Genomic DNA, 21,746 nt, shown 5'->3' on the forward strand with positions numbered 1-21,746 from the left:
ATGACGACGGACACGGCGGCGGGGGCCCGGAAGACGGCCCCTGCCGCCCCCAGGTCGCGCAAGAGCGTCACCGGCACCCGCAAGGCCGTGGCGGCACTGTTCCTGCTGCCGGCCCTGGTGCTGCTCGGGGCGCTCGTGGTCTACCCGATCGGGTACTCGGTCGTGCGCAGCTTCTACGACCAGTCCGGCGACGGCTTCGCCGGATTCGACAACTACCAGGCGCTGTTCACCGACGACGGCATCCGCACCGCGCTGAAGAACAACATCATCTGGGTGGTGTTCGCACCGACGGTGGCGACCGCGCTCGGCCTGGTCTTCGCGGTGCTGACCGAACGGGTGCGCTGGGGAACGGCGTTCAAGCTGGTCGTCTTCATGCCGATGGCGATCTCCATGCTGGCGGCCGGCATCATCTTCCGCCTGGTGTACGACCAGGACCCGGACAAGGGTGTGGCGAACGCCGTGTGGGTGGGGGTGCACGACACCTTCGCCCAGTCCTCGGCGTTCCCGAAGGCGCACCCGGGCCGCGAGTCTCCGCTGGAACCGGCCGGCGGGGGCGCGTTCGTCACCAAGGAGACCGTCGGCGCGGGCGACAGGGTCACGCTGCCGCTGGTGGGCGTCGCCCCGGACCTGATGCCGGACGGCGCGAAGCCCGCGGCGGCGCCGAAGCCGGAGGACGACCGGATCACCGGCAGCACCTGGCAGGACTTCACCCGCGGCAAGGGCGTCGGCACGCTGAACCAGGTGGACCCGGCCGAGCTGGGGTACGCCGGGATGCGGATCGAGGCCGTGAAGGACGGCTCGGTGGTGGAGACGGCCACGGCCGCCGGGGACGGCACCTTCTCGTTCTCGTCGAAGGCCGACGGGGCGCATCTGCGGCTGCCGGCGGACAACTTCACCGAGCCGTACAACGGCCTGGACTGGCTGGGCCCGTCGCTGGTCACGCCGGCCATCATCGGCTCGTACATCTGGATGTGGGCGGGGTTCGCGATGGTGCTGATCGCGGCCGGTCTCGCGGGCATGCCCCGGGAGCTGCTGGAGGCCGCCCGGGTGGACGGCGCGAACGAGTGGCAGGTGTTCCGGCGGGTCACGGTGCCGTTGCTGGCGCCGGTCCTCGCGGTGGTCACCGTCACGCTGATGATCAACGTGCTCAAGGTGTTCGACCTGGTCTTCATCATCGCGCCGGGCTCGTCCCAGGACGACGCGAACGTCCTCGCGCTGGAGCTGTACCGCAAGGGCTTCTCCGAGGACCAGCCGGGCGTCGCGAGCGCCATCGCGGTGTTCCTGCTGCTGCTGGTGATCCCGGTGATGTGGTTCAACGTACGGCGGCTGAGGCGGGAGGTGCGGCGATGAGCGCGGACGCCGGAAGCGTCACGAAGGCGGGCGTGCCCCCCGCGGTGCCCGTCGAGGCACGGGAGTCACTCGGGTCCCGGCTCGCGCGGTGGGTGAGCGGCGGAGCGGTCCGTGTCTTCCTGATCGTCGTCGGCCTGTTCTGGCTGGTGCCGACGCTCGGGCTGCTGCTGGCCAGTCTGCGCACCCCCGAGGACATGGCCTCCGACGGCTGGTGGACGGTGTTCACCGAGCCGTCCCAGCTCACCTTCGGCGCCTACCGGACCCTCCTCGAGAACGACGACATCACCGGCTCGCTGCTGAACACGGCGTACATCACCGTCCCGGCGACCGTGCTGGTGGTGGTGATCGGCTCGCTCGCCGGGTACGCCTTCGCCTGGATGGACTTCCCGGGCCGTGACTGGTGGTTCCTCGCCGTGGTGGGGCTGCTGGTGGTGCCGGTGCAGGTGGCGCTGATCCCGATCGCCGAACTCTTCGGCAACCTGGGCATCTTCGGGTCGCTGACCGGTGTGGTGCTGTTCCACGTCGGCTTCGGCCTGCCGTTCGCGGTGTTCCTGCTGCGGAACTTCTTCGCGGAGATCCCCCGGGAGCTGCTGGAGGCGGCGCGGCTGGACGGCGCCGGTGAACTCCGGCTGTTCGTCCGGGTCGTGATGCCGCTGGCCGGGCCGGCGATCGCGGCGCTCGGCATCTTCCAGTTCCTGTGGGTGTGGAACGACATGCTGGTCGCGCTGATCTTCACCGACTCGGCCAACCAGCCGATCACGGTCGCTCTGCAGACACAGGTGCGGCAGTTCGGCAACAACATCGACGTGCTGGCACCCGGCGCGTTCATCTCGATGGTGGTCCCGCTGGTGGTGTTCTTCGCCTTCCAGCGGCAGTTCGTCTCCGGCGTGATGGCGGGCGCCGTCAAGTAGGCACACGAAGCGCCCGGTTGAGGGGCGGACCGGTAAAGGTCCGCCCCTTCGTGCTACCGGATTCCCCCGGATGCCGCAGGCGGCGTAACCAAGCCGGGCCAACGGGCGTTGCCGGGCAGAACGCCCGCACCGACCGTTGGATGCCCCTTGCCCAGGTTCAGTGTCATTGTCCCCGCGTACCAGGTTCAGGCGTATCTGCGCGAGTGCCTGGAGTCGGTGCTGACCCAGTCGTACCCGGATCTCGAACTGATCGCCGTGGACGACTGCTCGCCGGACGCCTGCGGAGCGGTGATCGACGAGTTCGCGGCCCGCGACCCGCGGGTGCGGCCGGTGCACCTGCCGGCGAACGTCGGCCTGGGCCCGGCCCGCAACGCGGGGGCGGCCCGCGCCACCGGCGACTACCTGGTGTTCCTGGACGGAGACGACACCCTCACGCCGGACGCGCTGCTGGCCGTCGCCGACCGGCTGAAGGAGACCGGCGACCCGGACGTCCTGGTCTACGACTACGCCCGCACCTACTGGACGGGCGGGACCGTGCGCAACCAGGTCGCCGCCGAGCTCACCGAGCACGGCCCGGCGCCGTTCGCGCTCGCCGACCGGCCGGGGCTGCTGAACGTGCTGGCGGTGGCCTGGAACAAGGCCTACCGGCGGGAGTTCGTCGAGCGCGCCGGGTTCGTCTTCCCGCCGGGCTACTACGAGGACACCCCGTGGACCTACCCGGTGCTGATGACGGCGGAGACGGTCGCCACCCTCGACCGGGTGTGCGTCCACTACCGGCAGCGGCGGACCGGCGGCATCCTGCACACCACCAGCGAGCGCCACTTCGAGGTCTTCGACCAGTACGACCAGGTCTTCGCGCACCTCGACGAGCATCCCGCCCTGGAGCGCTGGCGGCCGGTGCTGTTCCGCCGCATGGTCGACCATCTGCTGACGGTGTACACCCGCCCGGACCGGCTGCCCCGCGGCTCGCGCGCCGCCTTCCTGCGGCGGGCCCGCGACCAGTACCGGCGCCACCGGACGCCCGGCGCGTCCGTCCCCGCGCGGGCCCGGGTGCGGCACGCGCTGGTCCGGTTCGGCCTGCACCGCACCTACCGGGCCCTGCGGCTGGCCGCGGCCCTCGGCCGCCGGGCGCGCCGGCTGTCCCGCCGGTCGCTGCGCGCCCTGCGCGCCGCCCTGCTGCGGACGCACTACCGCGTCCAGCGGCTGCTGCCGCTGGACAGCGGGCGGGTGCTGTTCACGGTCCGTGAGGACGGCCCCTACGGCGGTGACCCGGCCGCCCTGGAGTCGGCGGTGCGCGACCACGCACCGCACCTCCGCACCGCCTGGGTCACCCGCCCCGCGCTCCACCACACCCTGCCCACCGCCACCCGCCGGATCGCGCCGGGCACGGCCGCGCATCTCACCGCGCTGGCCCGCAGCGCCTGTCTGGTGACCGACCGCGAGGTGGTGCCCGGGCTGGTCAAGCGCAGGGGGCAGGTCCTGGTGCACACGCCGCCCGGCACCCCGCTGGCGCACGCGGGCATCGACCTCCAGGAGCGCCCGGCGGCGGCGCGGGACACGGACTTCGCCCGGCTGCTCAGGGGCGTCGACCAATGGGACCACGTGGTCTCCGGCGACCGGCACTCCACGCTGACCTGGGAGCGGGTGTACCCGGGCCGCTACACCACCCTGGAGTACGGCAGGCCGCGCACCGACCGGTTCCACACGGCGACCTCGGCGGACGTGGCCGTGCTGCGGGAGTGCCTGGGTGTGCCCGCGGGCGCAGTGGCGATCCTGTACGCGCCCGTTCCCCGCGACTACCGCCGCACCCCGCTGCGTCTGCTCGACCTGGAGCGGGTGGCCCGCCGGCTCGGTCCGCGGTTCGTGATCCTGTCCCGTGCGGGCCGGCCGCACGACGGGCCGCTGGAGGCCGCCTCCGACCGGGTGGTGGACGTCTCCGCGCACCCCGACGTGACGACGCTGTGCCTGGCCTCGGACGCCCTGGTCACCGACTTCTCCCCGCTGATGTGCGACTACGCGGGCCTGGACCGGCCGATCGTGCTGCACGCCGGGGACCGCGAGGCGTACGCGGCGGCCCGCGGCCTCTACGTCGACCCGTGGACCTTCCCGCCTGGCCCGGTGGCCGACAGCGAGGACGAGCTGATCGAGATCTTCGCCGGCGGCCGCTGGTGCGGGGCCCGCTCGGCGGGGCAGCGGGCGGCGTTCCGGGACCGCTTCTGCCCGCACGACGACGGACGCGCCGCCGAGCGCGTCGTACGCCGGGTGCTGTGCGGGGAGACGGAGACGGCGCCTCCCGTCCCCCCGGAGCGGCGGCGCCCGGTGCCGTCGGCCGCGGCCGCGCTGGAGGCCGCTGCGGTGTCGCTGCCGCCGCAGCCGGCCGTCTTCTGACCGTCACCGACCCCGCCGACCGTCGTTGCCCCACTGGGAGTACCCATGCCCCCCGGCTCGTCACGGCCCGCCCCGGCCCGGCCGCCCGCCCGGCGGCCGACGGGGCGGCCCGGGCGGCGGCCCGCCCGCTGAGCGGCCGCCGTCACGCCCCCGTCAACGGAAAGAGCAGAATGCCCCGCTTCAGCATCATCGTCCCGACCCATGGGGTCGCAGGCCGGCTGGGCCAGGCGCTGGACTCGGTCCTCGCCCAGTCGTTCGGAGACCTCGAGCTGATCCCGGTCTGCGACACGGCCGGGTCCCCGGCGGCCGACGTCGCCGCCGGGCACGCGGAGCGGGACTCCCGGGTGGTACCCGTGCACGCGCCGCCGTCCGAGGGGCTGGCGGGGGCGCGCAACGCGGGCGTGCGGGCGGCGACCGGCACGTACCTGCTGTTCCTCGACGGCGACGACCTGCTGCTGCCGGGCGCCCTGGCGGCCCTGGACGCCCTGCTGGCGGACACCGGCCCGGTGGACGTACTGCCCTTCGAGCACGAGCGGGTGCCCTGGTGGGAGGGGGAGCCGACCTTTCCGGCGGCGCCCCTGCTGGCCGGCGCCCCGGACGGCGCCTTCGCCCCGTCCCGCGCCCCGCACCTCACCGGGGTGCGGCTGCCCGCCTGGAGCACGGCCTGGCGCCGGGCCTTCGTCATGGAACACGAACTGGCCTTCCCGCCCGGTCACTTCACCGACGTCGGCTGGGGCGGACGGGCGACGCTGCACGCGGAGCGCCTCGCGGTGCTGTGCCGGGTGCTGGTGCGGCACCGGGCGCGCCGTCAGGGCGACCGGCTGCGGCTGCCGGGGCCGCACCACGCCGACCTGCTGGACCAGGCCGAGCGGGTGCTGGACCGGGCCGCCGTGCTGGCCCTGCCGGCCGAGCGGTCGGCGCCGCTGTTCGATCAGCTCTTCGCCGCCGTGCTGAAGACCGCCGCGCACCCCCGGCGGCTGCCCGCCGGGCGGCGGGCGTTCTTCCACCGCGCGAGCGCCCTCTACCGACGCCACCGCCCCGCCGGCCACCGGCCGCCCGGTGGCAGCCTGGGCGTGCAGCACCGGCTGCTGGCGGCCGGGTCCTACGAGGCGTTCGCCGCGCTGCGCGACACCCGGCGCGCGGCCGCCCGGGCGGCGGCCGCCCTGCCCCGCCCCCGCGGCCTGCGCACCCGGCTGCACTACGGCTTCCAGCTGCGCCGCCCCCTGGACCCGGACCTCGCCGTCTACTGCGCGTACTGGGGCCGGGGTTACGCCTGCAACCCGGCCGCGATCCACGCCAAGGCCCGCGAACTCGCCCCGCACCTGCGGGGGGTGTTCCTGGTGGAGGCCGACCAGGCGCACACCGTGCCCGACGGCGTGGAGTACGCGGTCCTCGGCACCCACCGCGCGTGGGAGCTCCTCGCCCGCGCCACGTACCTGGTCAACAACGCCAACTTCGCGGAGGGCGTGGTCAAACGCCCCGGGAGCGTGCATCTGCAGACGCAGCACGGCACCCCGCTGAAGACCATGGGCGTGGACCAGTCGACGTACCCGGTGGTGGCGGCCGCCACCGGCAGCTTCACCAAGCTGCTCGGCCGGGTGGACCGCTGGGACTACAACCTCTCCTCCAACCCGCACTCCACCCGCGTGTGGGAGCGCGCCTTCCCCGGCTCGTACGAGCACCTGGAGTACGGCTATCCGCGCAACGACGTCTATGTGACGGCCGGCGCCGACGACGTGGCCCGGATCCGCGCCGAGCTGGGCGTCCCGGAGGGCGCGCGGGCCGTGCTGTACGCGCCCACCCACCGCGACCACCACACCGGTTTCGAGCCCGGCCTCGACCTGGAGGCGTTCTGCGAGGCGGCCGGCGAGGACGTGGTGGTCCTGCTGCGCGCGCACTACTTCTACGACCGGGGCGGACACGGGGGCGGCCGGGCCCGCCGGGTCACCAGGGTCATCGACGTGTCCGCGCACCGCTCCTCGGAGGACGTGTGCCTGGCCGCGGACGCCCTGATCACCGACTACTCGTCGATCATGTTCGACTACGCCAACCTGGACCGCCCGATCGTCGTCCACGCCGACGACTGGGACGTGTACCGGGAGACGCGGGGCGTCTGCTTCGACCTGACGGCCGCTCCGCCGGGCCCGGTCACCCGGACGCCCGAGGAACTGGCCCGGGTGTTCCGGGACGGCACGTACGCGGACGCGGGGTCGGCGGCGCTGCGGGCGGCGTTCCGGGAGCGGTTCTGCCCCTTCGACGACGGGCGGGCCGCCGAGCGGGTCGTGCGCCGGGTGCTGCTCGGTGAGCCGCCCGAGGCCCTGCCGCCCGTGATCCCGCTCGCGGAGCGCGTCCCCGCCCCCGCGGCCGCCACCCTGGTGAGGAGCTGACGTGCCCCGCTTCAGCGTCATCGTCCCCGTGTACAAGGTGCAGGCGTATCTGCACGCCTGTCTCGACTCGGTGCTCGGGCAGTCGTACCGCGACATCGAGGTGATCGCCGTCGACGACCGATCCCCGGACGGCTGCGGGGAGATCCTCGACGCGTACGCGGCCCGCGACGAACGCCTGAAGGTGCTGCACCTGCCGGAGAACGTGGGCCTCGGCCGAGCCCGCAACGCGGCGATGCCGCACGCCACGGGCGACTACCTGTTCTTCCTGGACAGCGACGACACCCTCACGCCGGGCGCGCTGCGCGCCCTGGCGGACCGGCTCGGCGAGACCGGCGACCCGGACGTGCTGGTCTTCGACTACGCCCGCACCTACTGGTGGGGCGGCACCCGCCGCAACGTCCTGTCCCATGTGCTGACCGAGGCCGCCGGGGGCACCTTCACGGCGGACGAGCGGCCCGAGATCCTCGAACTGCTGATGGTGGTGTGGAACAAGGTCTACCGCCGTGACTTCGTGGAGCGGGAGGGTTTCTCCTTCCCGCCCGGCTACTACGAGGACACGCCCTGGACCTTCCCGGTGCTGCTCAGCGCGGAGCGCATCGCCACCCTGGACCGGATCTGCCTGTACTACCGGCAGCGCCGCCAGGGGAACATCCTGTCCACCACCAGCCGCAAGCACTTCGACGTGCACGAGCAGTACGCGCGGGTGTTCCGCTTCGTCGACGCCCGCCCGGCGCTGGCGCACTGGCGGCCGTTCCTGCACGCCAAGATGGGCGAGCATTGTCTCGACATCCTGTCCAAGCCGGACCGGCTGCCGCCGTCCGACCGGGCGGAGTTCTTCCGCCGCACCGCCGAGATGTTCCACGCGCACCGGCCGCCGGGCGTCCGGATCCCCGCCGAACTGCGGTCGCTGGAGGGCGGTTACGCCGGCTACGTGCTGCGGCGGCGCGCCCAGCGGACCGGCCGGGACCTGGCCCGCCGGGCCGGGCAGGTGCGGGCGGCGACGGCGGCGCGGGCCGTGCGCGCCCGGTCGCTGCTGCGCCGCCCGCTCGATCCGGACCTCGCCGTGTACTCGGCGTTCTCGCACCGCGGGATGTACGGCGACCCGGCGGCCGTCTACCGGGCGGCGCGCGAACTCGCCCCGCACGTCCGGGGCGTGTGGGTGGTCGCCGACGAGGAGCGGGCCGCGGCCCTGCCGCCGGACACCCCGTACGTGCTGCTCGACTCGCCCGGCTACCGCCGGGTGACCGAGCGGGCCACCTACTTCGTCAACAACGTCAACTGGCCGTGGACGCTCCCCAAACGCCCGGGGAGCGTGCACATCCACACCCACCAGGGCACCCCGCTGAAGTACATGGGCGCCGATCTGCTGGGCAAGCCCGGCGCCCGGCTGCACTTCGACGTGCCGCGGATGCTGCGCCGGGCCGACCGCTGGGACTACAGCCTGGTCGCCAACCGCCACTCCGAGCGGGTGTGGGAGGGGGCCTTCCCCTGCCACTTCACCTCGCTGCGGTCGGGCTCCCCGCGCAACGACGTGCTGGTGCGGGGGGACGAGCAGCGGGCCCGCGCGACGCGGGAGCGGCTCGGCGTCCCGGACGGCCACACGGTGGTGCTGTACGCGCCGACCCGCCGGGACTACCGCAGGGACGGGCTGGTGGAGCGGATCGACCTGGCCCGCTTCGCCGCCGACCTGGGCGAGGGCCGCACCCTCGTGGTCCGGCTGCACCCCTCGCTCGCCGACGGTCCGGCCCGCGGGCTGGGCCTCGCGGAACTGCACCGGCGGGGCGTGCTGGTGGACGCCACGGACGAGCCGGAGGTGCAGGACGTGCTGCTCGCCGCCGACGTCCTGGTCACCGACTACTCGGCCGTGATGGTCGACTACGCCCTGCTGGACCGGCCGATCGTGATCCACGCCGACGACTGGGACGCCTTCCGCGCGAGCCGGGGCGCGTACGTCGACGTCACGGCCGAGGCGCCTGGTCATGTGACGCGTTCCTACCGGGAGCTGGCCTGGCTGTTCGCGTCCGGGACCTGGGCGGACGCGGAGTCGGCGCGGCTGCGGGCGGCGTTCCGGGAGCGGTTCTGCGAGTTCGACGACGGCGGGGCCGCCGAGCGGGTGGTGCGCACGCTGATGCTGGGCGAGCCGATGCCCGACCCGCCGGCCGGTCCCGGCCTGCTGCCCGCCCAGGCCGGCGGCCGTGACCTGCTGACGCCGTCGTGAGGCCGCGCACCTGGGTGCTGCTGCTGGCGGCGCTGTTCGCGCTGCTGCAACTGGCCACCGTGGAGGGCCGCGACACCCCCGACAGCAAGAACTACGTGTCGTACGCGCTGAGTCTGGGCGGCGCGGACAAGCGGGAGGCGGCGCGGGCCACCATCGACCACTACTGCGCGGGCCGGGCGGCGATGGCGCACCGCGCGCAGAACGTGGACGTGGTGCGTTTCCACGCCCCGGACCCCGCGCCCCGGGTTCTGCGGGAGTGCCGGGAGCAGGAGTGGCGGCAGGTGGAGGCGCGCCTGGCGGCCGGGGACACCGCCGGGCACACAGTGCCGTTCATGCCGGAGCGGTTCATGCGGATCTTCGAGGTACGGCCCGGCTATCCGGTGTTCCTGCTGCCGTTCGTCACCCTGTTCGGGGTGACCTGGGGGGTGTGGGCCGCGGGCGTGGTGATCACCTGCGCGGGCGGGGTGCTCACGTACCTGGTGCTGCGCGCCCTGGCGGTCCCGGTGCCGCTCGCGCTCACCGGGCAGGCGCTGTTCCTCGTCCTGCCGTGCGGGACGACGGCGATGCGCCCGATGACCGAGGGGCTGCTGCTGGCCCTCACCCTGGCCGCGCTGTGGGGCTGCGCCCTGGTGCTGGGCGGGACCCGGCCGCGGGCGGGGCTGGCGCTGGTGGGCTGCGCGCTGCTCGCGCTGTTCACCGTGAAGCACTCCCAGGCGCTGTTCCTCGGGCTGTGCCTGGCGGCCGCGGGCACGGCGGTCGCCGTACGGCGCCGCCGGCGGGGTCTGCCGTCGGGGCGCGGTGCCGTGGCGCTCGCGGCGGTGGGGTGTGCGGGGATGCTCGGCACGCTGCTGGTGTCCCGGCTGCTGGACTACCCGTCGACGTCGGAGAGTGTGCAGGACCTGCTCACCGACCACTTCGCCCGTCCTGACCGTGAGCGGCCGTGGGCGGAGTTCTTCCAGCTCCAGGGGAACTTCTGGATGGAGTGGGCGCGGCGGCAGATGGGGGAGCCGCTGTTCGTGGCGGCGTTGGCGGCGGGCGCGCTGGGGGCGCTGCGACGGCCGGCGTTCGGCGCCTTCCTGGCCGGGGCGGCCTGTACGGGTCTGCTCAACCAGGCGGGGCATCCGGACATCAACATCTGGGGCGACCGGCTGATCACCCTGGCCTGGCTGCTGCCGGTGCTGGGGGTCCCGTTGCTGCTGGAGCCGGTGCTGCGGCGGGCGGTGGTGCCCGCGCAGGGCGCGGCCGTGGAACCCGTGGGCTGACCGGGGGTCACTCGAAGAGGTGAGGGAAGGTCAATCCGGCGCGCGAGCCGGGAACATTGGGCAAATGCCCCGAATGCCCCTTTCCCCTCTCGTCCGGTGAGCGCCGGCGTCCTCGTCCGGCGCCGCACGGTGGACGGCGCCACGGCGCTGCGCGGCGGCGGGTCCTGGCGTCCCACGCCGTACCAGTGCGCCGGCTTCCTGTTCTTCCTGGTGATGACCCTGGCGTTCTGGCGGGTACCGCTGTGCTGCGACGCCGGTCAGCACGCGGCGGTGGTGGAGCGCCTGAAGGACGACCTGCTGCGCCCCCGGCACCCGATGGCGGACCTGCCGGGCCGGGGCAGCCCGTACTACTCGCCGTACTCGGTGACGCAGGGCGTGCTGGCCCGGCTGACCGGGCTGGGCGGCTGGGAGATGCTGCGGCTCACCGGGCCGCTGAACCTGCTGGTACTGCTCACCGGGCTGGGCCGCTTCGTGCGCGTGCTCACCCCGCGCCCCTGGGCGCCGGTGCTGGCGCTCGCCGCGATGACCCTGCTGTGGGGGGTGGAGCGGGCCTGGTGGAGCGGCTACCTGAATCTGATGTCGATGACGGGCAACCTGCCCTACCCGTCGGCGTTCGCGATCGGGCTGGCCTTCTGGGCCTGGGCGCTGACGGGCGCGCGGGCCCGGGACGCGGGCACCGTGCGGTACGTGGGGCCGCGCGGGCTGCGCCCGCTGTCCGGCTACGCGGGTCTCGGGCTGCTGTACGGGCTGATCCTGCTGGTGCACCCGATCACGGCGGTCGCGGCGGCGCTGGGGGGGCTGGCCCTGGTCGCCGGGTGGCAGCGGCGCTGGTCGCCGGCGCTGGCCGGGCGGTGGGCGCTGACGGGCGCCGTGGCGCTGCTGGTGGCGGTGTGCTGGCCGTACTTCGACGTGTTCGCGCTGGCCGGGGACACCAGCGTGGACGCGATGCACCGGCGGCTGTACCTGGATCTGGCGGGCCAGTTCGGGCTGGCGCTGCTCGGCCTGCCGGCCCTGTGGCTGCGGGCCCGGCGCTCACGGCGCGACCCGCTGGTGCTGATGTTCGCGCTGGACTGCCTGGTGGTGGCGTACGGCTGGGTGAGCGGCCACTACACCTACGGCCGGGCGCTCGGGCTGACCCTGGTACCGGCGCAGGTCGCGCTGGCGGTGGAACTGGCGGCGCCCCGCCCGTGGCCGGTGTGGCGCCGGCTGCTGGGCGGGGCCGCGGCGGCGGGGGCCGTCGCGGGGCTCCTCACCGTGCACGCCGGGGCGCTGCTGCCGCCGTCGGCCGGCTTCCGGCAGCCCCCGGACTGGCCCTCGTACGACTGGGCCGCGCGGCACATCGCCCCGGGCGAGGTGGTCGTCACCGACGGCTACTACGCCGTCCACGCGATCGCCGGGTACGGGCCGAACCTCGCCGCACCCGCCTGGCCGGACGCCTCGCTGGACGAACGGGAGCGGCTGCGGCGGCTGGCCGACGTGCGGGCCTACCTGGACCCCGCCTCGACCCGCGCCGTGCGGGACACGGTGGTCCGCCGGTACCGGGTGCGCTGGCTGCTGCTGACGCCTCGGCAGCGGGTGCCCGAGGAGGCGGTGGTGGTGGCCTGGAGCCGGCGGACCGGCGAGGTGCTGGCGCGGGTGGGGAGCGGTCGGCGGGACTACTCGATGACGAGCTCGACCGGGATGTTGCCGCGGGTGGCGTTGGAGTAGGGGCAGACCTGGTGGGCCTGCTCGACCAGCTTGCGGCCGGTCTCCTCCTCGAGGCCGTCGGGCAGCTCGATGCGGAGCGTCACGGCGAGCGCGAAGCCCTCGCCCTGCTTGCCGATGCCGACCTCGGCGGTCACCGCGGCCTCGCTGACGTCCACCTTCGCGGCGCGGCCGACGGCGCCGAGGGCGCTGCCGAAGCAGGCCGCGTACCCGGCGGCGAACAGCTGCTCGGGGTTGGTGCCCTTGCCGTCGCCGCCCAGCTCCGCGGGGGCGCTCAGTCCGAGGTCCAGCTTGCCGTCGGAGGTGACGGCGCGGCCCTCGCGACCGTGGGTGGCGGTGGCGACTGCGGTGTAGAGCGCGTCCATGAGGACACCTTTCCTCTCGGCGGGTGACCGGCCGGTTCGTGGGGACCCGGCCTCCGTGGACTCAAGTAGAGCACACAATTTAGTTGGGCACAACCAAATGGCTCGCCCAGCGCTACCCTGGACGCATGACAGCCACACCCAGCCCCCCGGCCGCGACGGACGCGCCGGCCGTCACGGACGACTGGCTCCGCCTCGACCAGCAGATCTGCTTCAGCCTCAACGCCGCCGCGCGCGCCTTCAACGGCGTCTACCGGGTGGTGCTCAAGGACCTCGGCATCACCTATCCGCAGTACCTGGTCATGCTGGTGCTGTGGGAGCACGGCACCCTGCCCGTGAAGGCGCTCGGCGAACGCCTGCGCCTGGACTCCGGCACGCTGTCCCCGCTGCTCAAGCGGCTGGAGACGGCCGGTCTCGTGCACCGGGAGCGCAGCGCGCGCGACGAGCGGTCGGTCGAGGTCCGGCTCACCGAGGAGGGCGTCGCGCTGCGCCGGCGGGCCGTGGAGGTGCCGCGCCGGATCTCCGCCGCCACCGGACTGCGCGCCGAGGAGATGCGCTCCCTGAGCACCACCCTCGCGCAGCTGACCGCCGCGCTGGACAAGGCCGCGGCCGAAGGGGCCTGACGCCCGCGGGGACGCCCACGGGGTGCGGATCGGCGCGGCGCGGGTGACGTTGTACGGGACCCCCCGCAGCGCGCCCCGAGGATGTCATGCACCCCGACCCCGCACCGGCCGACGCCGTCTCCGTCGTCGTCATAGGCCACGACGACTCCGTCCATGTGGCCGACGCGGTGCGTTCCGCGCTCGGCCAGGGACCCGCCGTGCGCGAGGTCGTCGCCGTGGACGACTGCTCCACGGACGGCAGCGCCGGCTTGCTGGAGCGGCTGGCCGCGGGCGAGCCCCGGCTGCGGGTGATCCGGCTGCCGGTCAACAGCGGCGGCTGCGGCACCCCGCGCAACACCGGTCTGGACGCGGTGCGCACGCCGTACGTGATGTTCCTGGACAGCGACGACGTGTTGCCGCCCGGCGCGGTGGACGCGCTGCTCGCCGCCGCGACGCGGGCGGACGCGCAGGTCGCGGGCGGTCTGTGCGTGCGCCGCGAGCTGCCCTCGGGCCGCGAGGTGCCGTGGGAGCCCGCCCTGTACGCCTCCCCCGCCGTACTCGCCCACCCGGCCGACCGCCCCCGCCTGGTCCGCGACACCCTGAGCGTCGACAAGCTGTACGCCACGGCCTTCCTGCGCGATCACGGCATCCGGTTCCCGGACGGCCGCTTCCCCTACGAGGACTTCGTGTTCACCGCCCGGGTGTGGGCCGCCGGACCGCGCGTCGCCCTGGTCCCCGACCGGGTGTACGTCTGGCACGTGCGCCGGTCCGCACCCCGGCTGTCGATCTCGCTGGACCGGGCGGACGCCGCCAACTGGCGCGCCCGCACGCACGCCTGCCGCACGGCCCACGCGATCCTGCTGGACGCCGGGGAGAAGCGGCTGGCGCGCGCCGCCCGGGCCAAGTTCCTCGACCACGACCTGCGGATGTACGCGCGCGAACTGCCGCTGCGGGACGAGACCTACCGGCGCGAGTGGTGGGCGCACACCCGCGGCCACCTCGCCGAGTACGACGCCGCCGACCTGGCCCGCGACCCGGCCGCCCCCGGCACGCTGATCGCCCGGGTGCTGCTGGCCTCGCCCGCGCCGTGCGACCTGCCCCGGCTGCGGGAGCTGGCCGCCCGCCCGGCCCGGCTGTGCCCGCCGTACGCCCGCGCGGGGGACGGCACGCCGTGCTGGTCGGCGGACCTGCCCGGGGTCGGTCTGGAGTCCCTGCCGGCCCGCCCCACCCGGCTGCTGCCGCTCGCCGTCGACGCGGAACTGCGCCCCCGCACCCGCATGCTGCGGCTGCGCCTGCACGAGCTGTACGGCGCGGTGGGGCGGGCCGGTCCGGTGGAGGTGGAGGTCGAGTGGCGCCACCGGGACCGGCCCGGCACGGCGCTGCGCCGCACCCTGCCGCTGCGGCCGTCCTCCGGCACCCTGTGGGCCGCCCTGGTCCCCGTCCCCTTCGACCGGCTGGCCGCCCTGGCCACCGGTGCCTGGGACCTGCGACTGCGGCTGCGCTTCCGCAGCGGCGCGGTCCGGACCGTCTCGGCCCATGCCCTCACCGGACCCGGCCTGTTGCGCCCCGGGGCCGTGCCGAGCCGCCGGTACGGGGTGGTCCTGATCCGCCCCTACGCCACGCACGCGGGCGCGCTCGCCCTCCGGGTGACGGCCGGCGCCCAGGGCACCGGCCGGATCCTACGCGGCCGCCTGCGACGCCTGCTGCCGGGCGGGGGGTGAGGGCAGGGACCGACCGGTCCGAGGACCGGTCCAGGACCAGCAGCCCGAAACTCAGGCCGGGACCACCGTGGGGCCCTGGACGAGCGGGCCCGAAATTCGGGCCGGAACCAGAGGGCGTGAGCTCCGGGGCCGGGGCCGAGGTCCCGAGGACCGGACCGGGGCCCGAAGACCGGGCCGGAACCAGCGGGTCCGAAATCTGGCCCGAGGCCGGCGGGCCTGAAACCCAGCCCGTGGGCCGAGGGCCCGAGAACCGGGCCGGAGGTCAGAGGGCCTTGAGGGCCTGGGCCGTCGCGCGGGCCAGTGCGGGCAGGTAGCCCTTGGGCAGCTTCGGATTGCGGATGACCACCGAGCGCCAGTAGAGCGGCCCGGAGACCAGGTCGAGGGCCAGGCCGTGGTCGGCGTCCGCGCGCATCTCCCCCCGGGCCTGCGCCGCGGTGACGATGCCCTTGGCCACCCCGTCCTGGCCCTCGCGAAGAGCCTTCTGCACGGCCTCGGCGATGTCGGGGTTGCGGGCGGCCTCGGCCTGGAGGTCGGGGAGGATCTGCGAGGCGACGGGGTGACGCAGGGCGCGGGAGGTGACCTCGTACAGCAGGCGCAGGTCGTCCTCCAGGGAGCCGGTGTCCGGCACCGGCAGGCCCTGGACGGCGAGCGCGGACACCAGGTCGAGGACCACGTGCAGCTTGGAGCGCCAGCGGCGGTACACGGCGGTCTTGCCGACACCCGCGCGGCGCGCGATGCCCTCGATCGACATCCGGGCGTAGCCGACGGCGGCGAGCTCCTCGAAGACGGCCGCACGGATGGCCTCCGTGACGTCCTCGCGCAGGACGGCGGCCCCGGCGGGGGCCCGGCGCGGACGGGGCTCGGGCTCGTCTGCGTTCGTCATGCGGTCCAGCATAGGCCGCCCCCGTAGCGACGAAACGGTTGCGTTCCGACGTGTATTCGACCTACGCTCACGACACGACGATACGGTCCCGTTCCGACGTCGGACCCGTTGCCCACCCCCCTTCTAGCGAAAGCAGCGGATGTGAGTCAGGCCCTCCACACACCGCCCGCCGCGTCGGCGAGCCCGGCATCGGGCGAGGACGACCTCGCGGCCCTCGCCGCCCGGCACGGCCTCACGGTCAGCGGCGCCCGCCCGCCTCTCGGCGCGTACGTCCGCCAGCTGTGGGGCAGGCGGCACTTCATCCTGGCCTTCTCGCAGGCCAAGCTCACCGCCCAGTACAGCAGGGCCAAGCTCGGCCAGCTGTGGCAGGTGGCGACCCCGCTGCTGAACGCGGCGGTGTACTTCTTCATCTTCGGCCTGCTCCTCGGCGCCAAGCGGGCATCCCGAGCGACGTGTACGTGCCGTTCCTGGTGACGGGCGTGTTCGTGTTCACCTTCACGCAGAGCTCGGTGCTGGCGGGCGTGCGGGCCATCTCGGGCAACCTGGGGCTGGTGCGGGCGCTGCACTTCCCGCGGGCGTCGCTGCCGGTGTCGTTCGCGCTCCAGCAGCTCCAGCAGCTGCTGTTCTCGCTGATCGTGCTGGCCGTGATCATGGTGGGCTTCGGCAGCTATCCGAGCCTGTCGTGGCTGCTGGTGGTGCCGGCGCTGGCGCTGCAGTTCCTGTTCAACACGGGACTGGCGCTGATCTTCGCGCGGATGGGCAGCAACACCCCCGACCTGGCGCAGCTGATGCCGTTCGTGCTGCGGACCTGGATGTACGCCTCGGGCGTGATGTTCTCCATCCCCGCGATGCTGGAGGACAAGAACGTCCCGGCCTGGCTGGCGGACGTGCTGCAGTGGAACCCGGCCGCGGTCTACATGGACCTGGTGCGCTTCGCGATGATCGACGAGTACGGCTCGTCGTACCTGCCGCCGCACATCTGGGCGTTCGCGCTGGGCTGGGCGGTGCTGGCCGCCGTGGTCGGCTTCGTCTACTTCTGGAAGGCAGAGGAGAGGTACGGCCGTGGCTGACACCACCCATGAGAAGACCCCGACCGTCATCGCCGACGGCGTCGACGTGGTCTACCGGGTCAACGGCACCGGCGCCGGACGCGGCTCCGCGACCGCCGCGCTCAACCGCATGCTGCGCCGCAAGCAGACCGAGAGGGCCTCCGGCGTGCGCACGGTGCACGCAGTACGGAACGTGTCGTTCGTCGCTTACAAGGGCGAGGCGATCGGCCTGATCGGTACCAACGGCTCCGGCAAGTCGACGCTGCTCAAGGCCGTCGCCGGACTGCTCCCGGTGGAGAACGGCCGCATCTACACCGACGGCCAGCCGTCCCTGCTCGGCGTCAACGCCGCCCTGATGGCCGACCTCACCGGCGAACGCAACGTGCACCTGGGCGGCCTCGCGATGGGCATGTCCCGTGAGGAGGTCAAGGCCCGCTACCAGGAGATCGTCGACTTCTCCGGCATCAACGAGAAGGGCGACTTCATCACCCTGCCGATGCGCACCTACTCCTCCGGCATGGCGGCCCGCCTGCGTTTCTCCATCGCCGCCGCCAAGGACCACGACGTGCTGCTCGTCGACGAGGCCCTGGCCACCGGCGACCGCTCCTTCCAGAAGCGGTCCGAGGCCCGCATCCGCGAGCTGCGCAAGCACGCCGGCACCGTCTTCCTGGTCAGCCACAACAACAAGTCCATCCGCGACACCTGTGACCGGGTGCTGTGGCTGGAGCGCGGCGAGCTGCGCATGGACGGGCCGACCGACGAGGTGCTCCGGGAGTACGAGAAGTTCACCTCGGGCGGGGACCGGGCCGTGCCGGCACCCCGGCAGGCCGCGACGGCGCGATGACCGGCGGGAACCGCCTCGCGTAAGGGCGTGCGCGTCCCGGAGGGCCACGCCCGGCGGGGCGCGCAGAGGCACCCGGCCGCACGCCTCTGCGCGCCCGTTCGGGCGTATTGATGTCACTATGACCCGAGGGGACCGTCCCGCAGCGACGAGCCGAAGGAGCCCCCGCGATGCCCCAGCTCAGCGTCATCGTCCACGGGCCGAACACCCAGGACCATCTGACCGGCCTGCTCGACTCGCTCGTCGCCCACCCGCTGCCCGACGTCGAGGTGGTCGTCGCCGCCGTCGGCGACTGGGCCCGCGAGACGGCCGAGCGGCACGCCCCGCAGCTCCAGGTGGTCCCGCTGCCCGACGGCACCTCCGACGCGGCGGCCCGGGCGGCGGGGGCGGCGCACGCCACCGGCCGCTGGCTGCACTTCGTCCGCGCCAAGGACGGCATCCCGGCCGGCAGCCCCCGCACCGTCGCCGAGCGGACCGCCGAACTGCCCGCCGCCGTGGACGTCCTCCTCACGGACCACCTGCGCAGCACCTGGCGCAGCGCGGGCCTGCCCTCCGCCGACGGCCCCCTCCTCGCCCGCGCGGGCCGCACCGAGGCGGCCCTCGGCGACAGCGCCTACCTGCTGCGCCTGACCCCGCTGCTCGGCACCCGCGTGCTGCGCGCCGCGTTCTGGCGGGCCCACGAGGGGCAGCTCACCACCGACGACGAGCCCCGGGCCGCACTGGCGGCCCTCCTGCTCGCCGACCGCGTCGCCTGTCTGCCGCACATCGCCCACGAGGACCGCCGGCTGCGCCCCGCGAGCCTTCCGCCGGTCACCGCCGGGCAGCACCTCGGGACCGTCGACCGCTACGAGGCCCTGCTCGGCCTCGCCCGGGACCGGCCCGCCGTCTACACCGTCCTCTACGAGATCATGGTGCGGGACTGCCTGCGCACCTTCGCCCGGGGCACCATGACCGAGCCGGTGGCCCGGGAGTTCTTCGACCGGGCCGGCGCCGCCGCCGTACGCCTCCGTCCCGAGGGGTACCGCCGCCCCAGCGGCCCGGAGGGCGTGCGCCGCTCGCTGCTGGAGGAGGGCGCCTACACCCGCTACCGGGCCTTCCGCACCGCCAACCGGGCCCGCCGCGCCGTGCGCTCCACCGTGCGCGCGGGCAGACGGCAGGCCGGCGCCCGGATCCGCGACCACCAGTACCGCGCGGCGCTGCGCCGCCCCGTCGACCCGCACCTCGCGGTGTTCTCCGCCTACTGGAACCGCGGGGTCGCCTGCAACCCGGGCGCGATCGCCGCCAAGCTCGCCGAGCTGGCCCCGCACATCCACCCGGTGTGGGTGGTCACCGCGCGCAACGCGGCGCTGCTGCCGCCCGGCACCGACCACGTGGTGCCCGGCACCCGCCGCTACTGGGAGACGCTCGCCACCGCGAAGTACCTCGTCAACAACGTCAACTTCCCGAACGCGGTGGTCAAACGCCCGGACGCGGTGCATGTGCAGACCCACCACGGCACCCCGCTCAAGCGCATGGGCCTGGACCAGATGGCCTACCCGGCCGCCGCACAGGGCCTGGACTTCGACGCCCTGCTGGAGCGCGTCGACAAGTGGGACTTCAGCGTCTCCGCCAACAGCCACACCACCCGCATGTGGGAGCGGGCCTACCCGGCCCGGTACGTCTCCCTCGACCACGGCTATCCGCGCAACGACGCGTACTACACGGCGGGCGCCGACGAGGTCCGCGCGGTCCGCGAGCGGCTCGGTATCGCCCCCGGCCGCCGCGCCGTCCTGTACGCGCCCACGCACCGCGACTACGAGGCCGGGTGGACCCCGCGCCTGGACCTCGCCGCGCTCGCCGACCGGCTCGGCGAGGACACCGTCCTGCTGGTGCGCGCCCACTACTTCTACGACTCGGGCGTCTCCCCGCTGACCGGCCTGCGCCGCTCCGGCCGCGTCGTGGACGTCTCGTCCTACGACCCCGTCGAGGAGCTGTGCCTGGCCGCGGACGTCCTGGTCACGGACTACTCGTCGATCATGTTCGACTACGCCAACCTGGACCGCCCGATCGTCGTCCACGCCGACGACTGGGAGACGTACCGCACCACGCGCGGGGTCTACTTCGACCTGATGGCCGAGGCGCCCGGCCCGGTGGCGCGCACCCAGGACGACCTGACCGAGATCCTCACCACCGACGCCTGGCGCGACGAGGGCGCGGCGAAGGCGCGGGCCGCCTTCCGCCGCCGGTTCTGCGAGTTCGACGACGGCCACGCCGCCGAGCGGGTGGTGCGCCGGGTCTTCCTCGGCCAGGACGAGGCGTCCCTGCCCCCGGTGCTGCCCCTGGAGCAGCGCACCCCGGCCCCGGCCCCCCAGGAGGTGACCGCGTGATGAGCACTCCCCGGGTCCCCGACGTCACCGTCACGGTGATCGTGCACAACGACGCGGGACGGCTGCCCCGCGCGGTGCGGTCCGTGTGCCGCCAGACGCACCCCGACCTCGAGGTCGTCATCAGCGACGACCACTCCACGGACGACACCCCCCGGGTGGCCCGGGAACTCACGGCCGCCGACCCGCGCGTCCGCTACCTGCGCCTGCCGGAGAACAGCGGCGGGTGCAGCGCGCCACGCAACCGCGCCCTGGAGATCGCCCGGGCGCCGTACCTGATGTTCCTCGACAGCGACGACGAGCTTCCCGAGGGGGCGGTCGCGGCGCTGCTCGCCGCGCACCGCGAGCGGGAGATCGACTTCGCGATGGGCGCGGTGCGGCGGATCCGGGTGGACACCGGACGCCGGTCCACCTGGATGCCGCACCTCGTGGGCGAGCGCCGCACCCTGGACGGCATCGAGGACGACCCGCGGCTGTTCTTCGAGCACCTGGCGACCAGCAAGATGTACGCCCGCGCCTTCCTCGACCGGCACGCGCTGCGCTTCCCCGAGGGCATCCACTACGAGGACCAGCTGTTCTCGGCGCAGGCCTACTGCCTGGCGAAGCGGTTCACGATCGTCCCCGAGCCGGTCTACCTCTGGTACATAGCCCCCTACGCGAGCTCCGACGCGGCCTCCATATCCAACCAGCGGCACCTGATGGCCAACGTCCGCGACCGGATACACGTGCAGCGGCTGATCGACGCGTTCCTGGTGGAGAGCGGGCACGCGGCGCTGCGCGAGGACAAGGACCACAAGTTCCTCAAGCACGACTTCCGGATGTACGCGGGGGACCTGCCCTACCGCGACGAGGAGTGGCTCGCCGCCTTCGCCGACGAGATGGACCCCTACCTGGACACCCTGTCCCCGGGCGCCTACGCCCGGCTGCCCCGCGCCGAGCGAGTGGTGCTCCAGCTGCTCCGCGACCGCCGGCTGCCCGAGGCCCGGCTCGCGGCGCGCGGTCTCGGGTACGGCGTCGCCCCGAGGCGGACGACCGCCGACCCGGAGGGCCGGGTCTACTGGGGCGACCGGGTCCCCGACACCGTCGCCGCCCGGCGCGAGCTGGACCTCACCGAGCTGGAACCGGACACCCGCCCGTTCTCCGGCGCCCCGTTCCGCCACGAGATCACCGCCATCGCCCGCGTCCCCGGGGCCGGCGCGTGCGTCGAGCTGACCGTGCGGACCTACGACCCGGCGCTGCGTCTGCCCGTCGGCCCGCAGCGCGCGAGCCTGCTGATCTCCCCCGGCCGCCGTCGCCTCACCGTGCCCTTCCGCCTCGACCCGGTGCGGCCCGGTGTCTTCGAGGGGACGGTACGGCTCGACCTGGGCGAGGCGCGGCTGCCGCTGAGCGGCTTCGCCGGGGCCCGGCACCCGCTGGTCCGGCTCACCGGCGGCGGCCAGAGCAACCAGGCCCTGCTGCTGGCTCCCCTGGACTTCCCCTCCCTGACCGCCCGTGTCCCCTACCGCTCCGGTGCCGCCCCGCACGAGGTGACGATCGAGCCGGAGGGGCACAACCCGGGCCGGCTCCAGGTGCGGTGGGAGCCGGCCGGCCTCACCGGGCTCGTCCGCCCGGCCTCCGCCCGCCTGGTCCGCCCCCGGATGCGCCGGGCGGGCCGACTGGTGGCGGGCGCCCTGCGCTGACGTCGTGCGCTGACGCCCGGCCGCCG

14 protein-coding genes and 1 pseudogene are annotated in these 21,746 nt (G+C 74.3%); 13 read left to right on the forward strand and 2 right to left on the reverse strand.

Annotated elements, in window-relative coordinates; translation table 11 throughout:
- From F3L20_RS28160 to F3L20_RS28190, 7 genes are all read left to right on the forward strand, one after another.
- Positions 1 to 1,350, forward strand: a complete 1,350-nt coding sequence (locus tag F3L20_RS28160; RefSeq protein ID WP_167534628.1) for a carbohydrate ABC transporter permease — start codon at positions 1 to 3, stop codon at positions 1,348 to 1,350.
- The gene (locus tag F3L20_RS28165) at positions 1,347 to 2,261 is read left to right on the forward strand and encodes a carbohydrate ABC transporter permease (protein ID WP_150156693.1); all 915 of its coding nucleotides are present in this window, start codon (positions 1,347 to 1,349) and stop codon (positions 2,259 to 2,261) included. The genes F3L20_RS28160 and F3L20_RS28165 overlap by 4 nt, the downstream gene beginning before the upstream one ends.
- Before the next feature lie 147 nt (positions 2,262 to 2,408).
- Positions 2,409 to 4,649 carry a bifunctional glycosyltransferase/CDP-glycerol:glycerophosphate glycerophosphotransferase gene (locus F3L20_RS28170; RefSeq protein ID WP_150156694.1) on the forward strand — a complete coding sequence of 747 codons (2,241 nt, stop codon included), beginning with the start codon at positions 2,409 to 2,411 and terminating at the stop codon, positions 4,647 to 4,649.
- Positions 4,650 to 4,819: 170 nt separating this feature from the next.
- The gene (locus tag F3L20_RS28175) at positions 4,820 to 7,036 is read left to right on the forward strand and encodes a bifunctional glycosyltransferase/CDP-glycerol:glycerophosphate glycerophosphotransferase (protein ID WP_150156695.1); all 2,217 of its coding nucleotides are present in this window, start codon (positions 4,820 to 4,822) and stop codon (positions 7,034 to 7,036) included.
- Position 7,037: 1 nt separating this feature from the next.
- Positions 7,038 to 9,254, forward strand: a complete 2,217-nt coding sequence (locus F3L20_RS28180; RefSeq protein WP_150156696.1) for a bifunctional glycosyltransferase/CDP-glycerol:glycerophosphate glycerophosphotransferase — start codon at positions 7,038 to 7,040, stop codon at positions 9,252 to 9,254.
- Positions 9,251 to 10,516 (forward strand): hypothetical protein, encoded by a 1,266-nt coding sequence (locus F3L20_RS28185; protein ID WP_150156697.1) that lies wholly within the window; start codon positions 9,251 to 9,253, stop codon positions 10,514 to 10,516. The genes F3L20_RS28180 and F3L20_RS28185 overlap by 4 nt, the downstream gene beginning before the upstream one ends.
- Positions 10,517 to 10,612: 96 nt before the next feature.
- The gene (locus tag F3L20_RS28190; protein ID WP_150156698.1) at positions 10,613 to 12,223 is read left to right on the forward strand and encodes a hypothetical protein; all 1,611 of its coding nucleotides are present in this window, start codon (positions 10,613 to 10,615) and stop codon (positions 12,221 to 12,223) included.
- Here the strand turns inward: F3L20_RS28190 and F3L20_RS28195 are convergent.
- Positions 12,172 to 12,585 carry an organic hydroperoxide resistance protein gene (locus F3L20_RS28195; RefSeq protein WP_145827499.1) on the reverse strand — a complete coding sequence of 138 codons (414 nt, stop codon included), beginning with the start codon at positions 12,583 to 12,585 and terminating at the stop codon, positions 12,172 to 12,174. The two genes, F3L20_RS28190 and F3L20_RS28195, sit on opposite strands and share 52 nt — an antisense overlap.
- A 125-nt stretch (positions 12,586 to 12,710) precedes the next feature.
- Here F3L20_RS28195 and F3L20_RS28200 point away from each other — a divergent pair, with 125 nt between their 5' ends.
- Both F3L20_RS28200 and F3L20_RS28205 read left to right on the forward strand, forming a co-directional pair.
- Positions 12,711 to 13,205: a MarR family winged helix-turn-helix transcriptional regulator gene (locus F3L20_RS28200; RefSeq protein WP_150156699.1), complete on the forward strand. Its 495-nt coding sequence runs from the start codon at positions 12,711 to 12,713 to the stop codon at positions 13,203 to 13,205.
- Positions 13,206 to 13,291: 86 nt separating this feature from the next.
- Positions 13,292 to 14,905: a glycosyltransferase family 2 protein gene (locus tag F3L20_RS28205; protein WP_150156700.1), complete on the forward strand. Its 1,614-nt coding sequence runs from the start codon at positions 13,292 to 13,294 to the stop codon at positions 14,903 to 14,905.
- A 262-nt stretch (positions 14,906 to 15,167) separates the two neighbouring features.
- Here the strand turns inward: F3L20_RS28205 and F3L20_RS28210 are convergent, their stop codons facing one another.
- Positions 15,168 to 15,800, reverse strand: a complete 633-nt coding sequence (locus tag F3L20_RS28210; protein ID WP_145827496.1) for a TetR/AcrR family transcriptional regulator — start codon at positions 15,798 to 15,800, stop codon at positions 15,168 to 15,170.
- Positions 15,801 to 15,929: 129 nt separating this feature from the next.
- On the opposite strand from F3L20_RS28210, the pseudogene F3L20_RS28215 reads away from it, so the two are divergent.
- The 4 genes and pseudogenes from F3L20_RS28215 to F3L20_RS28230 all read left to right on the forward strand — a co-directional run bounded on the left by F3L20_RS28215 (position 15,930) and on the right by F3L20_RS28230 (position 21,720).
- Positions 15,930 to 16,858 (forward strand): annotated as a pseudogene (locus F3L20_RS28215) (ABC transporter permease).
- Entirely contained in the window at positions 16,851 to 17,681 is an 831-nt protein-coding gene (locus tag F3L20_RS28220; RefSeq protein WP_145827494.1) for an ABC transporter ATP-binding protein, read from the forward strand. The pseudogene F3L20_RS28215 and the gene F3L20_RS28220 overlap by 8 nt, the downstream one beginning before the upstream one ends.
- Before the next feature lie 167 nt (positions 17,682 to 17,848).
- A complete protein-coding gene (locus tag F3L20_RS28225; RefSeq protein WP_150156701.1) occupies positions 17,849 to 20,044 on the forward strand; it encodes a CDP-glycerol glycerophosphotransferase family protein in 2,196 nt (731 codons plus the stop codon).
- Positions 20,044 to 21,720, forward strand: coding sequence for a glycosyltransferase family 2 protein (locus tag F3L20_RS28230; protein ID WP_150156702.1), 1,677 nt, complete (start codon positions 20,044 to 20,046; stop codon positions 21,718 to 21,720). Before F3L20_RS28225 ends, F3L20_RS28230 begins: the two co-directional genes overlap by 1 nt.
- Positions 21,721 to 21,746: the final 26 nt, after the last annotated feature.

This window comes from Streptomyces tendae (genome assembly GCF_008632955.1).
Taxonomy (GTDB): domain Bacteria; phylum Actinomycetota; class Actinomycetes; order Streptomycetales; family Streptomycetaceae; genus Streptomyces.